This is a genomic window from Georgenia sp. SYP-B2076 (assembly GCF_003991205.1).
Lineage (GTDB): Bacteria > Actinomycetota > Actinomycetes > Actinomycetales > Actinomycetaceae > Georgenia.
The window spans coordinates 22,493-36,317 of record NZ_RXOZ01000036.1; the positions used below are offsets into that span (position 1 = coordinate 22,493).

At 73.8% G+C, this 13,825-nt stretch carries 14 protein-coding genes; 2 read left to right on the forward strand and 12 right to left on the reverse strand.

Features of this window, described 5'->3' with window-relative positions:
* Nucleotides 1-7: 7 nt before the first annotated feature.
* Complete coding sequence (locus tag EJK16_RS17520; protein WP_127131687.1) at nt 8-1,039, reverse strand: hypothetical protein; 1,032 nt, start codon at nt 1,037-1,039, stop codon at nt 8-10.
* On the reverse strand, nt 1,036-2,715 hold the full coding sequence (locus tag EJK16_RS17525) for a hypothetical protein (RefSeq protein WP_127131689.1): 1,680 nt from the start codon (nt 2,713-2,715) through the stop codon (nt 1,036-1,038). Before EJK16_RS17525 ends, EJK16_RS17520 begins: the two co-directional genes overlap by 4 nt.
* Nucleotides 2,716-2,935: 220 nt before the next feature.
* On the opposite strand from EJK16_RS17525, the gene EJK16_RS17530 reads away from it, so the two are divergent.
* Nucleotides 2,936-4,360, forward strand: a complete 1,425-nt coding sequence (locus tag EJK16_RS17530) for a hypothetical protein (protein WP_127131691.1) — start codon at nt 2,936-2,938, stop codon at nt 4,358-4,360.
* Between the two features lie 75 nt (nt 4,361-4,435).
* Here the strand turns inward: EJK16_RS17530 and EJK16_RS17535 are convergent, their stop codons facing one another.
* Nucleotides 4,436-4,792 (reverse strand): GntR family transcriptional regulator, encoded by a 357-nt coding sequence (locus tag EJK16_RS17535; RefSeq protein WP_127131693.1) that lies wholly within the window; start codon nt 4,790-4,792, stop codon nt 4,436-4,438.
* A complete protein-coding gene (locus tag EJK16_RS17540) occupies nt 4,792-5,283 on the reverse strand; it encodes a GNAT family N-acetyltransferase (protein ID WP_127131695.1) in 492 nt (163 codons plus the stop codon). Before EJK16_RS17540 ends, EJK16_RS17535 begins: the two co-directional genes overlap by 1 nt.
* Nucleotides 5,284-5,517: 234 nt before the next feature.
* Between EJK16_RS17540 and fdhA the strand changes: the two genes are divergently transcribed.
* Nucleotides 5,518-6,741 (forward strand): formaldehyde dehydrogenase, glutathione-independent, encoded by a 1,224-nt coding sequence (gene fdhA / locus EJK16_RS17545; RefSeq protein ID WP_127131697.1) that lies wholly within the window; start codon nt 5,518-5,520, stop codon nt 6,739-6,741.
* Between the two features lie 59 nt (nt 6,742-6,800).
* Here fdhA and EJK16_RS17550 read toward each other — a convergent pair whose 3' ends face one another.
* From EJK16_RS17550 to atpD, 8 genes are all read right to left on the reverse strand, one after another.
* Nucleotides 6,801-7,604: an alpha/beta fold hydrolase gene (locus EJK16_RS17550; RefSeq protein ID WP_127131699.1), complete on the reverse strand. Its 804-nt coding sequence runs from the start codon at nt 7,602-7,604 to the stop codon at nt 6,801-6,803.
* Between the two features lie 99 nt (nt 7,605-7,703).
* The gene (locus EJK16_RS17555; RefSeq protein WP_127131701.1) at nt 7,704-8,015 is read right to left on the reverse strand and encodes a hypothetical protein; all 312 of its coding nucleotides are present in this window, start codon (nt 8,013-8,015) and stop codon (nt 7,704-7,706) included.
* A gap of 4 nt (nt 8,016-8,019) precedes the next feature.
* Nucleotides 8,020-9,471, reverse strand: coding sequence for a GH1 family beta-glucosidase (locus EJK16_RS17560; protein ID WP_127131703.1), 1,452 nt, complete (start codon nt 9,469-9,471; stop codon nt 8,020-8,022).
* Nucleotides 9,468-10,694, reverse strand: coding sequence for an N-acetylglucosamine-6-phosphate deacetylase (locus EJK16_RS17565; RefSeq protein ID WP_127131705.1), 1,227 nt, complete (start codon nt 10,692-10,694; stop codon nt 9,468-9,470). Before EJK16_RS17565 ends, EJK16_RS17560 begins: the two co-directional genes overlap by 4 nt.
* Nucleotides 10,695-10,765: 71 nt before the next feature.
* Complete coding sequence (gene nucS / locus EJK16_RS17570; protein ID WP_127131707.1) at nt 10,766-11,461, reverse strand: endonuclease NucS; 696 nt, start codon at nt 11,459-11,461, stop codon at nt 10,766-10,768.
* A gap of 121 nt (nt 11,462-11,582) precedes the next feature.
* Nucleotides 11,583-11,990 carry a DUF2550 family protein gene (locus tag EJK16_RS17575; RefSeq protein WP_127131709.1) on the reverse strand — a complete coding sequence of 136 codons (408 nt, stop codon included), beginning with the start codon at nt 11,988-11,990 and terminating at the stop codon, nt 11,583-11,585.
* Nucleotides 11,991-12,020: 30 nt separating this feature from the next.
* Nucleotides 12,021-12,293 carry a F0F1 ATP synthase subunit epsilon gene (locus tag EJK16_RS17580; RefSeq protein WP_127131712.1) on the reverse strand — a complete coding sequence of 91 codons (273 nt, stop codon included), beginning with the start codon at nt 12,291-12,293 and terminating at the stop codon, nt 12,021-12,023.
* Nucleotides 12,294-12,326: 33 nt separating this feature from the next.
* Nucleotides 12,327-13,808, reverse strand: a complete 1,482-nt coding sequence (atpD, locus tag EJK16_RS17585) for a F0F1 ATP synthase subunit beta (protein ID WP_127131714.1) — start codon at nt 13,806-13,808, stop codon at nt 12,327-12,329.
* Nucleotides 13,809-13,825: the final 17 nt, after the last annotated feature.

The following is a 13,825-nucleotide window of genomic DNA, read 5'->3' on the forward strand; positions in this document are numbered from 1 at the left end:
TGGTCGTCTACTGGGGTGCCGCGGCGTCGTCGCGGGCGACCGAGACGTACACCGGTTTTGTGGCGCCGAGCACCTGGATCGTCGTGTTCTCGCCGCCGGCCGGCGGAACGTAGAACGCCACCAGCACGTCGGCCGTTCCCGTGACGGTCCCGCGGACCTCGGTGTCGCTGCCGAGGAGCGAGGCGATGGCACCGCCCGCGGTCAGCGTCGCACCGGGGACCGTCTTGCGCAGGGTGGTGGCGCTCGTCACCTCGCTCACGACGATCGCTCCGCCGTCGGCGGTCGAGAGGCACACCGGGCCGTCGTCGCCCACCGCCGCCGTGACGGTCGCGTTGCCGGCGGCGGCGATGCCCGCGTTGAGGTCGGCGATCGTCTTCGCGGAGGACGTCTTGTACGGGTCCTCCGCGAACTGCCCGGCGAACTCGCTGCTGGGGTTGTTCAGGGTGTCCACGTAGCGCTCGATCACCTGCTTCGGGGTGGCGACCAGTCCTTCGGCGTCCGGCGGCAGCTGCGCGGACCCCGTCTCGGGATTGATCAACGCGGGCGTCTCGGTGCCCGGGAAGAGCTCGACCCAGCCCCACAGCTTGTACTGCTCGCGCGGGCTCTCCTGCGCGAGGACGAGCAGCAGGGGCAGGTTGGCGCCCTCGGGGACCTGGGTGATCACCATGGCCTCGCGCGGGAAGTCCCGCGTGGTCGCGACCGCCTCCACCTGGCTCGCGGTGGTGATCGGGGCCGGTGCCGTCCGCCCGCCGGTGGCCTGGGCAAGGGCGTACTCCGCCCGCCGGATAGCGAGCGCCGGCCCGGTCACGCGGGCGGCCAGCGCCTCGCCGTCCTTGGCCTCGTCCGCGGCGGCGATGGTCGTGCCGATCTCCTCGAGCACGCGGTCGGTGCGCGCCTCGTCGAGCACCGGCGGAGGTGTCGCAGCGGTGGGCTCGGGTTTGGGCTGCGGCACGTCCGCGCTGCAGCCGGCGAGCAAGGCTAGGGCGAGCGCCCCACCGGCGGCCAGGGCGCGACGGCGTCGGGACAGATGAGCCGTCATCGCCGCTCCCCCTTGTCGCCGGTGTCGTCGTCCTTCTTCCTGCCGAATCGCCACATGCTGCGCCAGTCGGGCTTCGTGGAGCCCTCCTCCTCCTCAGTCCCGGGTTCGTCCTGGTCGGGCTCGTTCCGGTGGGACCGGTCCTCGCCACGGGCCGCGCTGGGGCCGGCGTCCTTCCGCACGGGCTCCGTCTTCTCCTTCGCCGGACCGCCCACGGGCTCCATCTTCTCCGTCACCGGACCAGACACCGGCTCCATCTTCTCCGTCACCGGACCAGACACCGGCTCCATCTTCTCCGTCACCGGACCAGACACCGGCTCCATCTTCTCCGTCACCGGACCAGACACCGGCTCCATCTTCTCCGTCACCGGACCCCCGACCGCCTCTGCGGCGGCAGCGGGGACGCCAGGCGCCTCCCGTCCGTCCTGTGCTGCGTCGCCGGCGACGCTCTCATCGGGCGCCGCGGCGGACGTCACGTCCTCGGGCGCGGCGGGTGTCGCGTCGACCTTGCGGGGCTGGGCCGACGTGGAGAGCGCCGGCACGACGCCCCCGCGCGCCACACCCGCGTCCGCCGCGTCTGCCTCTGTGCCAGGGGCGGCGTCCGCCGGCGTGACCTCCGGCTTCGCGCCCACAGGCGCGGGCCCAGGCGCCCCGGATGTCGCGTCGACGGCCGTGGCGCCAACCGCGTCCGCCGCGGACGTGTCTGTGCGCTCCTCGCGGACCCGGCGGAACTGCGCGGCCCGGCTCGACGCCGGGACGATCCCCGCGCCACGTGCCGCGCCGGCCACGCTGATCGCCGGCGGCCCGTCCGGCGCCACCTCGTTGCTCGGCACGGCGGTCTGCTCGGCGGTCTGCTCCTCGGCGTCCTGGGCGGCCACAACCGGGATCTCCCCCGTCGCGACGCCGCGGCGCCCGCGACGCGCCTGGGCCTCGCCCCGCTCGTGCTCCCGCAACTGACGGCGGGTCATCCCCGCCGTCGACGCTCCCGCGCCCGAGACGGGAAGCTCAGCAGTCTCGGCCTCGCGGGCGGCCGCGGCCGCGGCGCGGCGCTCCGCCTCGCGCCTGGTGAGACGGTCGAGCACCAGGAGCGCAAGCCCCGCCAGGAGCAGGACCGCGCCCACGATCACGCCCGGGACGAGCCAGGGCGTGCTCGCCGTCACGGGCCACCTCAGGGTGATCTCGGGCGCCGGCGCGGTACCGTCCGTGGCGGCCAGCAGGCTCCACCGGCCGGGCGTGTCGTCCCACCTCAGCTCGGCCTTGCCCGTCCCGGTCTTCTCCGAGACCCACAGGTCCGACCCGGCGGGGCTGGGAACATTCGCCGACTCCGCCGGGGCCGCGCCGGACGGCGCCTTGCCCGGGGCGACGCGCAGTTCGTCCCAGCTGGCCAGGCCCGTGATGCGGGTGTGCGCGGAGCCGCCCACCCAGGCATCGACGTCCTCCGTCCGGCCGATGGCGAGGACGACGGGCTCGCCGTCGCCCGCGGTCGCGGTGATCGTCACCTTCGGCGCGACGGCGTCGAGCACGCCCGCGTCGGAGACCACCACCGGCGTGTCCGGCCGCGACGGGAGCGAGAGCGTCGCGGTGCTCGATGGGCGCCACACGGTCGCGGAGGCGATCGCCAGGGCGATCGCGACCAGGCCGGCCACGATGAGGACTGCGGAGATGATCCGGCGAGTCACGAGGGTGAGGGTCCTCCCGTTCGGGGATGGGTGAAGCATCGTCAACGCGTCAGGATACGGCCCGACGACGGAGGCCGCCTCCCCCTCTCCGCCCGGCAACCAGCAGGCGGACGGCAGCCCGGGTCCGCCCGGGGACCTGCGCCGTCTGCGTGGTTACCCTGGACGAGGACCCTCAGCGTTTCGGCCCCGCCGAGCCGGGGATGACGAGCAGGAGGACCTAGTGAGCGAAGAGATCCCGACATTCTCGGTGGTCATGCGCGGCTACGACCGCGCTCAGGTGGACCAGCGGGTGCAGGCACTGACCGAGGCGCTGGCCGAGGCCCGGCACGAGGTCGAGGTGCTGGACGCGCGGTGCCTGAAGCTGGGGGCCGAGCTTTCGGAGGTCCAGCAGCAGCTGCGGGAGAGCAGGCGCCCGACCTACGCCGGCCTGGGCTCCCGGGTGGAGCACCTGCTCCGCTCTGCGGAGCAGCAGGCGTTCGACGTCGTCGCTCGCGCGAACGAGGACGCCGAGAAGGTGCTCGCCCGTGCCCGTGCGAGCGCCCGTGCGACGACGCAGCGCGCCGAGCAGGAGTCCGCGACCTGGCTCTCCGACGCGCGCCGGCAGGCCGAGGAGCTCACGGCGCAGGCCCGGGCCGAGGCGCAGACCAGGGCGGTCAACGCCGAGCACCGTGCCGACGAGCTCCTCGCCGGCGCGGAGCGCGAGGCGTCCCGCCTGACCAGCGCCGTGACCGCCGAGGTCAGCGAGCGGCGCGCCACGCTCCAGCGGGAGCTGGGGGTGCTCCGCTCGACGACCGAGAAGGAGGTCGCCGAGCTGCGCGACGCGGCGGAGCAGAGCGCCGCGACCGCGCACGCGGATGCCGTGGCTCAGACACGCGCGATGGTCGGTGACGCCGAGACCCGCGCCGCCGATGCCGAGCGGCGCCTGGCCGAGGCCGTCGACCGGGCCGAGCGCCTCCGTGCGGAGACCGACACGATGGTCAGGGAGCGCCGCACGAGTGCCCACGACGAGGCCGACCGCCTGCTCACCGAGGCGCACGACGAGGCCCGCCGCCTCACCGAAGAGGCCGAGGCAGAGGCGGAGGAGGCGCGTGTGACGGCGCAGCGTCAGGTCGACGAGCTGCTCCGCCAGCGCGAGTCCATCGCGCTGTACCTCGAGGAGATGCGAGACCTCCTCACTTCCGGCCGCGGCACCGCGACAGCCGCGAACTGGGACGACGCCGGGACGGCACCGGCATCGGCACCGGCACCGGCACCGGATGAGACGACGGCGGCGGGCCAGGGCGAGGTGCCCGTCCCGGCACCCGACGAGACGACGGCGGCCGGCCAGGCCGGCAAGCCCGCCGCCGCACCGGACGAGACGACCGGGGCCCGGGAGGTCGAGGTGCCGGCACCGGACGACCAGGCCCACGAGGCCGCCGCACCGGACGAGACGACCCCGGTCGGCGAGGCCGGCGTGGCCGGCGAACCGGCTCCGCTCGCCGCGCCGAGCGCCCCGCCGAGCGGGGACGCCGAGCCCATGACCGCCGCCCCCGTGCCGGAGCCCGCGGCGGCCGACAAGACGGAGGTCCTCGACCGCATCGGCGAGACCCAGGAGATGGAAAAGATCACACCGCCCCGCCCCGCCCGCAAGCCCGGCCGGCGCTAAGAAAGGCATCCCCGGACGACACCGCTCCCGAGGCCGCCGACGCCCGACGACGCCGGCCCGGGGGCGCCGTCGTGCTCAGGCCCCCAGCGCCGTCCGCACCAGTGCCAGCGCCCGCTCCGGCGTCAGCCCGAGCGCGCGTGAGCGTGCGGCGAAGGCCGCGGCCGCGGCCTTGGCGGCGTGCTCGTCGTCGTCGTCGGCCACGAACGTGCCAGCGCGGCCGCGCGTGACGACCGCACCGGACAGCTCGAGCTCGCGGTAGACCCGCGCGACGGTGTTCACCGCCAGGTTGAGCTCGCCGGCCAGCTGGCGCACCGGCGGCAGCCGGGTACCGGGGCTGAGCTCCCCCGCGTCGATCTGCGCGGCGAGCTGCGCGCGCACCTGCTCGTAGGGCGGGACCTGCGATCCCGGGTCGACCTCGAGCCGCGCCGCCATCAACGCACCATCCGGATCTCGGGCAGGAGCCCTCCCGCGGCGACGTGTCGCCGCTCCCCGTCCGCCACGAACCCCTGGCGGCCGTAGAACTCCTGGGCGCGGGCGTTGGACTCCGCCACCCACAGGAAGCACGGCGCGTCACCGATCGCCAGCTGGAGGAGGTGCAGACCGGTGCGCCGCCCCTGCTCGGCCGCGAGGACGTACAGCAGCCGGAGCTCGAGGGGCCTCACGTGGCCCGGCCCGGTGGCGACGGCCGTCGCGAAACCCACCGTCTCCCCGTCACGCTGGGCCACCCACGTCACGCTCGAGCCGGGCTCCGCCAGCTGACGCTCCCAGTCGGGGCCGCCGGTGGCCGCCCGTTCGGCGTAGACCCCCTCGGGGATCCGGTCGCCGTAGGTCTCGCGCCAGCCCTGGAGATGGACGCCGGCGATCGCCGCGGCGTCGAGGACGGTGGCCGGACGGATCCGGGCAGAAGGTGTGGGGGTCGCCATGCCACCACCCTAGGGCGCCGTACACCGCGCCCGGTGGTGCGGCGCCGGCGGTGCCCCGGTGGGACGGGACGCCGCCCCCACGGGTGCCCCGAGAACTCGCCGTCACCCGTCGCCAACCCTTCCGGGATGACCCCGACCGTGCAAAGGTGGAGGCACGGGAGGCCGCGCCGACGATGGCGGGCGCCCGCTCCAGGGAGACGCACACCGACGTTCGACGACATGGAGAGATATCTGATGAGTGGCAACAAGGCTGTCAGCTTCGCCGGGCCGGGGAAGGTCGAGATCATCGACACCGACATGCCCGACTTCGTCCTCAAGGACGGACCCGGCGTCAACCCCGCGAACGTGGGGCGCAAGGTCGACCACGGGGTCATCCTCAAGACGGTGGCGACCAACATCTGCGGCTCGGACCAGCACATGGTGCGCGGCCGGACGACCGCCCCGACGGGCCTGGTCCTCGGCCACGAGATCACCGGCGAGGTGGTCCAGGTGGGCCGGGACGTGGAGTACATCAAGGAGGGCGACCTCGTCTCGGTCCCGTTCAACATCTCCTGCGGCCGCTGCAAGAACTGCAAGGAGCGCAAGACGCACATCTGCCTCAACGTCAACCCCGACCGGCCGGGCTCGGCGTACGGCTACGTCGACATGGGCGGCTGGGTCGGCGGGCAGGCGCAGTACGTGCTGGTGCCCTACGCCGACTGGAACCTGCTGAAGTTCCCCGACAAGGACCGGGCCATGGAGAAGATCATGGACCTGACCATGCTGTCGGACATCTTCCCCACCGGGTACCACGGCGCCTACACGGCGGGGGTGACGACGGGCTCCACGGTGTACATCGCGGGGGCCGGCCCGGTCGGGCTGGCGGCCGCGACGGCCGCGCAGCTGCTCGGCGCCGCCGTCGTCATCGTCGGTGACCTCAACGAGGAGCGGCTGGCCCAGGCCCGTAGCTTCGGCTGCGAGACGGTCAACGTCTCCGAGGGCGAGCCGAAGGACCAGATCGAGCAGATCCTCGGCGTGCCGGAGGTCGACTGCGGCGTCGACGCCGTCGGCTTCGAGGCCCGCGGGCACGGCAAGGAGGCGCAGAAGGAGCAGCCGGCGACGGTGCTCAACTCCCTCATGGACCTGACCGCCGCGGGCGGGGCGCTGGGCATCCCCGGGCTGTACGTCACCGGTGACCCGGGCGCCTCGGACAAGGCCGCGCAGCACGGCGACCTCGTCATGCGGTTCGGTCTTGGTTTCTCGCGGGCGCTGTCCTTCACCACCGGCCAGTGCCCGGTGATGAAGTACCACCGCGGCCTGATGGAGGCGATCCTGCACGACAAGGTCCAGATCGCGAAGAACGTCAACGCCACGGCGATCCCGCTCGAGGAGGCCCCGCAGGGCTACGCCGAGTTCGACAAGGGCGCCGCGAAGAAGTACGTCCTCAACCCGAACGACATGATCGGGGCCTCGGCCTGACCTGAGGGCCATACCGACGACCCCCGCACCGCCACGCGGCGGTACGGGGGTCGTCGCGCTCAGACGCTGCGCTCGTACAGCCGGCGCAGGGCGTCGGCGACGGCCCGCGGCTCCTCGACGGCACTCATGTGCCCGGCATGGGGCACGACGACGACCTCGACGTCCGTCAGCGCCTGCGCCATGGTGCCCGCCGCGGCCTGGGGGCTCATCGCGTCCTCCGCGCCGCGCAGCACGAGGACGGGCACGTCCAGTCGCGCCAGCGCCGCCAGCCGGTCCGGGCGCGCCGCCATCGCCCGCTGCGCCCAGGCGATGCCCTCGGGCGGTGCCGCCGCCAACGCGTCCCGCATGCGGTCGACGACGCCCGGCCGCTCGGCCTGCGTGGTGGTCCCCAGCACCTGGGTGAGCATGGGCGCCACGGCCTCCGAACCGCGCTCGGCCGCCGCCTCGGCGACCTGTGCCCGGTTGGCGCGCGCGGCGTCGTCGTCGGCCTCCGCCTTGGTGTCCAGGAGCCCGGCGCCCATGAGCAGGCCGCGGTGGCGCTCCGCCAGCGCGAGGAGGGCGTACCCGCCCATCGACAGCCCCGCGACGACGGCCCGGTCGATCCCCGCGTCACGCAGCGACGCGGCGACGGCGTCCGCGTAGGTCTCCAGCGCCGGGTCGGCCGACCGGCCGAGCGCCTCGGCGACGGCGCCCGGCGCGGGGGACGCGCCGAAGCCGGGGGCGTCGACGGTCAGGACCGGCAGGTCGGGCAGCAGCGCGACGACGTCGTCCCACATCGTCGCGTCGAGCGGGAAGCCGTGGAGCAGGACGAGCGGGGGGACGTCGTCGGGGCCGTGTCGGTGGAGGGCCAGGATCGCGGTCATGCCCCGAGGATGCCACGGCGGGTGCACCGCCGCCCCGGACCGCACGGCGACCGCCCGGCAGGCGCGGGTCGGCGGGTCACCGCGGCGCGGGTCGGCGGGTCACCGCGCGGGGCGCCTCCGGCCGCGGGCCTGCCAGCAGGCGCGGTGCCAGTGCCGGCGGTCCTCGACGCCGGCCCGCGCGCCGAGGATGTGGTCGTTCTGCCATGCCACCACGTGCACGGTGCCCGGCTCGATCAGCTGGTCGCAGCCCGGGCACCGGTACGCCTTCTCGGAACCGCGCACCTGGCGCACCGAGTACGAGCCGCCGTCCGGCCCGCTCTCGCTGCGGGTCATCCCGGCCAGCCGGTCCGGGTCCAGGGGCACGTGCTCCTCGCCGTAGGGACGGCGGCGGGAACGGCGGGAGGAGGGCATGGCCCTATTGTCGCGCGGATGCCTCCACGGGCGGGAGCAGCTCACCGGCGCTGACGAGGGCGGCGTACCAGCGCGCGGAGTCCTTGGGCGTACGGACCTGGGTGTCGTAGTCGACGTGCACGATCCCGAACCGCTTGGAGTAGCCGTAGGCCCACTCGAAGTTGTCCAGGAGGGACCACAGGAAGTACCCGCGGACGTCGGCGCCGTCCGCGATGACGCGGGCGACGGCGTCGAGGTGGCGGTGGAGGTAGTCCACGCGCGCGGCGTCGTGCACCTGCCCGTCCGGGCCCACCACGTCGTCGAAGGCAGCGCCGTTCTCGGTCACCATGAGCGGCAGTCCCTCGTAGGCGTTGTCGAGCGCCGCGAGCAGCTCGTAGAGCCCGTCGGGCTCGATGTTCCAGCCCATCGCCGTCAGCGGGCCCGCCGGGGCGAGGAACTCGACGTCGTCCAGCGCCACCCACGGGCTGACGGCGGAGTCGCCGTGACCGCCGGTGCCGCCGGCGGCCGGCGCGCCCGCCTCACGGGCCCGCACGTAGCTCGTGGAGTAGTAGTTCACCCCGAGGACGTCCAGGCGCTGGCGGATGAGGCCGAGGTCACCGGGACGGATGAAGGACCAGTCGCTCAGGTGGCTGGTGAGGCGGCGCAGCTCCACGGGGTACGAGCCGTCGAGGAGGGGGCCGAGGAAGATGTGGTTGCCCACGAGGTCCACGCGGTGGGCCGCCTCGAGGTCCGCCGCGCGCTCCGGGTCGGCGGGCCGGGTGACGTGCAGGTTGAGGGTGATGGAGACCTGGGCCCGCTCCCCCAGCTCGGCGCGGATGGCCGCCGCGGCGAGCCCGTGCGCGAGGTTGAGGTGGTGCGCGGCGGCCAGCGCGGCCGCCGGCTCGGTGCGGCCCGGCGCGTGGACGCCGGAGGCGTAGCCCAGGTACGCGCTGCACCAGGGCTCGTTCAGCGTCGTCCACACCGCGACCCGGTCGCCGAGCTCACGCGCCATCGCGCGGGCGTAGCCGGCGAAGGCGTAGGCGGTCTCGCGGTTCGTCCAGCCGCCGGCGTCCTCCAGCTCCTGGGGCAGGTCCCAGTGGTAGAGGGTGACGAAGGGCGTGATGCCCGCCTCCCGCAGAGCGTCGAGCAGGTCGCGGTAGAAGGCGACACCCTCGGCGTTCAGCTCGCCGCGCCCGCCCGGCTGCACGCGCGGCCAGGAGATCGAGAGCCGGTAGGCGCCCAGGCCCAGCTCGGACATCAGGGCGACGTCGTCGCGCCAGCGGTGGTAGTGGTCCGCGGCGACGTCACCCGTGTCGCCGTTCAGCGTCTTCCCGGGCGTCCTCGAGAACGTGTCCCAGATGGACGGGCCCCGCCCGCCCTCGGTGGCCGCCCCCTCGATCTGGTAAGCGGCGGTCGCGGCGCCCCACACGAAGCGGGCGGGGAAGGCGCGGGGGCTCGTGCTGCTCGTGCTGCTCATGCTGTGAGGACCTCCTGGCCCTGGCGGTAGACGGTGAGGGGGCGTAGGTCTGCGTCGGTGACGACGACGTCGGCGCGCCGGCCCGCCTCCAGCGCGCCGACGTCGCCAGCGCCGAGGACGGCCGCCGGGACGGCGGCAGCCATGTGGACGGCGTCGGCCAGCGGGACGCCGGCGGACACGGTGGCGCGCACGACGTCGATCAGGTGCGCGGTGCCGCCGGCGATGGCTCCGCCCTGTCCGAGCCGGGCGACGCCGCCGGCGACGGAGACGTCCATCGACCCGAGCCGGTACTCGCCGTCGGGCATGCCCGCGGCGGCCATCGCGTCGGTGACCAGCGCGGCGTTGTCACGCCCGACGAGCTCGTAGACGGCCCGCACGACGGAGGGGTCCAGGTGCGTGCCGTCCCCGATGAGCTCGAGGACCGCCTCGCCGCGGCGCGCGGCCGCGAGGAACTCCGCGATGGGTCCGGGGTCGCGGTGGTGGAGCGGGCGCATCCCGTTGAACAGGTGGGTGACGGTGGGGCGTGCCGAGCGGGCCCGCTCGCCGCGCCCGAGCAGCTCCACGGACTCCGTCAGCGCCGCGCGCGTGACGGCGGGGCCGGCGTCGGTGTGGCCCCAGGAGGGCAGGGCGCCGCCGGCGATGAGGCGGGCCGCGACGCCCGCCGGGCCGCGGTTGCCGTCCATCTCCGGGGCGAGGGTCATCGTGGCGACGTGGCCGCGGCCCAGGTCGAGCAGCTCGGTGGCCAGCCGCGGGTCGGGCTCGATGACGAGCGACGGGTCCTGCGCACCGCAGCGCGCGCCGGAGAGGAACGGGCCTTCCAGGTGGATGCCGGCGATCTCCCCCGCGTCGGCGAGTGCCGCCAGCAGGGTCACGCGCTCGCGGAGCGTGCGGGGGGCGGCCGTGACCAGGGACGCCACGAGCGTCGTGGTGCCGTGGCGGCGGTGCTCCCCCACGGCGCGCAGGGCGTCGTCGGCGTTGCCGGCGTCCGGGAACGAGGCGCCCCCGCCGCCGTGGCAGTGCAGGTCCACCAGCCCCGGGAGGACGTACCGGCCGTCCGCGGGGGCCGGTACGGCGCCCACCTGGGCGGCGAGACCGGCGCCGCTGGCCGCCGCCGCTGGGCCCACCCACGCGATGGTGCGCCCGTCCAGGACGACGGCGCCGTCGTCCAGGACGCCGCCGGGCGTCACCACGCGCCCGCGCAGCACACGCACGTCGTCGGCCATGGGTTCATCCAACACCCTCAGGCGCGCCCGTCCGAAATGAACGGGGGTGCGCGCCCGCCTGCTCGCGTAGCTCAGAAGAGGCGCGAGTCCACGTCGTCCATGCCGCGCATCGCGTCGTAGTCGAGGACGACGCAGCGGATCCCCCGGTCGGTGGCCAGCACGCGCGCCTGGGGCTTGATCTCCTGGGCGGCGAACACGCCCTGGACCGGCGCGAGGTGAGGGTCCCGGTTGAGGAGCTCGAGGTACCGCGTGAGCTGCTCGACGCCGTCGATGTCCCCGCGACGCTTGATCTCCACGGCCACCGACGTGCCCGAGGGGTCCTTGGCCATGATGTCCACCGGCCCGATCGCGGTGGGGTACTCGCGCCGCACGAGCTGGTGGCCGGCGCCCAGCAGGTCGATCTGCTCGGCCAGGAGCTTCTGGAGGTGGGCCTCGACGCCGTCCTTGACCAGGCCGGGGTCCACGCCGAGCTCGATGCTGTGGTCGGCGACGACCTCGTGGACGCGCACGACGAGCCGGTCGTCCGTCTTGGTGCTCTGGACGGTCCAGACCTCGCCGACCCCCTGGTCGGCGTCGGCGTCCTCCGGCTCGGTGACATCGAGCCGGCACGGGGGGCTCATCCAGTTCAGGGGCTTGTACGAGCCGCCGTCCGAGTGCACGAGGACCGAGCCGTCGGCCTTGACCATGAGGAGCCTGGTGGCGAGGGGCAGATGGGCGTCCAGGCGGCCGGAGTAGTCCACGGAGCAGCTGGCGATGACGACACGCACGGGAGAAGACCTTACCTTCCGGTCGGCGGGGACTCCGCAGCGCGGCGCCCCGCCGGGTGAGGACGCGCCCGCTCGGCGCGGGAGCTGTCAGGACTTGACCTGTCGGCACCAAAGGGGGGCGTCAGTACATTGGGGCCGAGTGGGGGGGCGCCGACTCTAGCCAGCTCACGAGCCCCGCGAACGAGTCACGCACCATCGCGAGCTCGAACTCCTCGTCGCCGTAGCGGCAGCGGGCCTCGACGACGTGCCCCTCGCCGCCGGGGCGGGGACGCCGCTCCCGCCCGAGGATCTCGAGGCGGTCCCGCCGCCAGGAGCGCGTGGCCCGCGGGGAGAGGGAGACGAGGTGGTACCAGTCCACCCGACCGGCGCCGAAGCAGGCGATGCCGCTCGTCCAGTCCTTCGCCCCGGCGCGGCGGAGCGCGCACTCGAAGGAGCCGATCCGCCGTCCGATCCGGCGCACCCGCAGGCCGAACAGGACCACCACGGCGACGGCGACGGCAAGGACGAGGACCGCGATGGTGCCCCACACGGCCCCCGTCCCTGCCAACGACGTCCCTCGCTACTCGGACCAGCGCAGCGACGCGGGCTCGTCCGCGGTGTCGAGCACGACCGTGACGGCGTTCTCGTCGACGGAGACGAAGCCCTCGGAGACGTCGAGCGTCACCGGGGATCCCGACGTCGGCGTGATCTTGAGCGTGCCCGGGCGCAGGACGGCAAGGACCGGCTCCCGCCCGGTGAGGATCCCGAGGTCGCCGTTGGCGGCAGGGACGATCACGCTCACGGCCTCGCCGCTCCACAGGGACGCGTGCGTCGAGACAACCTCAACCTTCATGACCACGTGGGGCCTCCTTCTCGTCGGGCCCGGTCAGCGAAGCTCGGACTGGATCTTCGACCAGGCGCGCTCGAGGTCCTCGATGCCACCGATGTTGAAGAACGCCTGCTCGGGCACGTGGTCGTAGTCGCCGTCGGCGATGCGCTTGAAGGCCTCGACCGTCTCGGCCACCGGCACGGTGGAGCCCTCGACGCCGGTGAACTTCACCGCGGTGTAGGTGTTCTGCGAGAGGAACTGCTCGATCCGGCGCGCGCGGGCGACCGTGATCTTGTCCTCCTCGGAGAGCTCGTCCACACCGAGGATCGCGATGATGTCCTGCAGCTCCTTGTTCTTCTGCAGGATCTGCTTGACCCGGGTGGCCGTCTCGTAGTGCGCCTGGCCCACGTACTGCGGGTCGAGGATGCGGGAGGTGGAGGCCAGCGGGTCCACGGCCGGGTAGAGCCCGCGCGAGGCGATGTCGCGCGAGAGCTCGGTGGTGGCGTCCAGGTGCGCGAACGTCGTCGCCGGCGCGGGGTCCGTGTAGTCGTCGGCGGGCACGTAGATGGCCTGCAGCGAGGTGATGGAGTGGCCGCGGGTGGAGGTGATGCGCTCCTGCAGCTGGCCCATCTCGTCCGCGAGGTTCGGCTGGTAGCCCACCGCGGACGGCATGCGGCCCAGGAGCGTGGACACCTCGGAGCCCGCCTGGGTGAAGCGGAAGATGTTGTCGATGAAGAGCAGCACCTCCTGCTTCATGACGTCGCGGAAGTACTCCGCCATCGTCAGGGCGGACAGGGCCACGCGCAGGCGCACGCCCGGCGGCTCGTCCATCTGTCCGAACACGAGCGCCGTCTTGTCGAAGACGCCGGCGTCCTCCATCTCCATGATGAGGTCGTTGCCCTCACGGGTGCGCTCGCCGACGCCGGCGAACACGGAGACACCGCCGTGGTCCTGCGCGACGCGCTGGATCATCTCCTGGATGAGGACCGTCTTGCCGACGCCCGCGCCGCCGAACAGGCCGATCTTCCCGCCCTGGACGTACGGGGTGAGCAGGTCGATGACCTTGATGCCGGTCTCGAACATGGTCGTGCGGGACTCGAGCTGGTCGAAGGCTGGCGGCTCGCGGTGGATGGGCCAGCGCTCGGTGACCTCGAGGGTCTCACCCTCCTTGAGGTTGAGCACCTCGCCGGTCACGTTGAAGACGTGGCCCTTCGTGATGTCGCCGACGGGCACCGAGATGGGCGCGCCGGTGTCGGTGACCTTCTGGCCGCGGACGAGGCCGTCGGTGGGCTTGAGCGCGATGGCGCGCACGACGTTGTCGCCGAGGTGCTGGGCTACCTCGAGCGTCATCGTCGTCACGCCCAGGGCCTCGCCCTCGCCCTGGCCGGAGAGGTCGACCTCCGTGGTCAGCGCGTTGTACATCTCCGGGATGGAGTCGGCGGGGAACTCGATGTCCACGACCGGGCCGGTCACGCGGGAGACCCGGCCGACGCCGGGTCCGCGGTCCTGCTTCGTCGTCTGAGTGGCTGTGGCAGTCATGTCGTTCAATCCTTCAC

Excerpts from the sequence above, each read along its gene's own strand:
- EJK16_RS17580 (WP_127131712.1), bottom strand. The coding sequence starts at position 12,293 with ATGAAGGTTGAGGTTGTCTCGACGCACGCGTCCCTGTGGAGCGGCGAG.
- EJK16_RS17560 (WP_127131703.1), bottom strand. The coding sequence starts at position 9,471 with ATGAGCAGCACGAGCAGCACGAGCCCCCGCGCCTTCCCCGCCCGCTTC.
- EJK16_RS17555 (WP_127131701.1), bottom strand. The coding sequence starts at position 8,015 with ATGCCCTCCTCCCGCCGTTCCCGCCGCCGTCCCTACGGCGAGGAGCAC.
- atpD (WP_127131714.1), bottom strand. The coding sequence starts at position 13,808 with ATGACTGCCACAGCCACTCAGACGACGAAGCAGGACCGCGGACCCGGC.
- EJK16_RS17540 (WP_127131695.1), bottom strand. The coding sequence starts at position 5,283 with ATGGCGACCCCCACACCTTCTGCCCGGATCCGTCCGGCCACCGTCCTC.
- EJK16_RS17535 (WP_127131693.1), bottom strand. The coding sequence starts at position 4,792 with ATGGCGGCGCGGCTCGAGGTCGACCCGGGATCGCAGGTCCCGCCCTAC.
- EJK16_RS17520 (WP_127131687.1), bottom strand. The coding sequence starts at position 1,039 with ATGACGGCTCATCTGTCCCGACGCCGTCGCGCCCTGGCCGCCGGTGGG.
- EJK16_RS17550 (WP_127131699.1), bottom strand. The coding sequence starts at position 7,604 with ATGACCGCGATCCTGGCCCTCCACCGACACGGCCCCGACGACGTCCCC.
- EJK16_RS17565 (WP_127131705.1), bottom strand. The coding sequence starts at position 10,694 with ATGGCCGACGACGTGCGTGTGCTGCGCGGGCGCGTGGTGACGCCCGGC.
- fdhA (WP_127131697.1), top strand. The coding sequence starts at position 5,518 with ATGAGTGGCAACAAGGCTGTCAGCTTCGCCGGGCCGGGGAAGGTCGAG.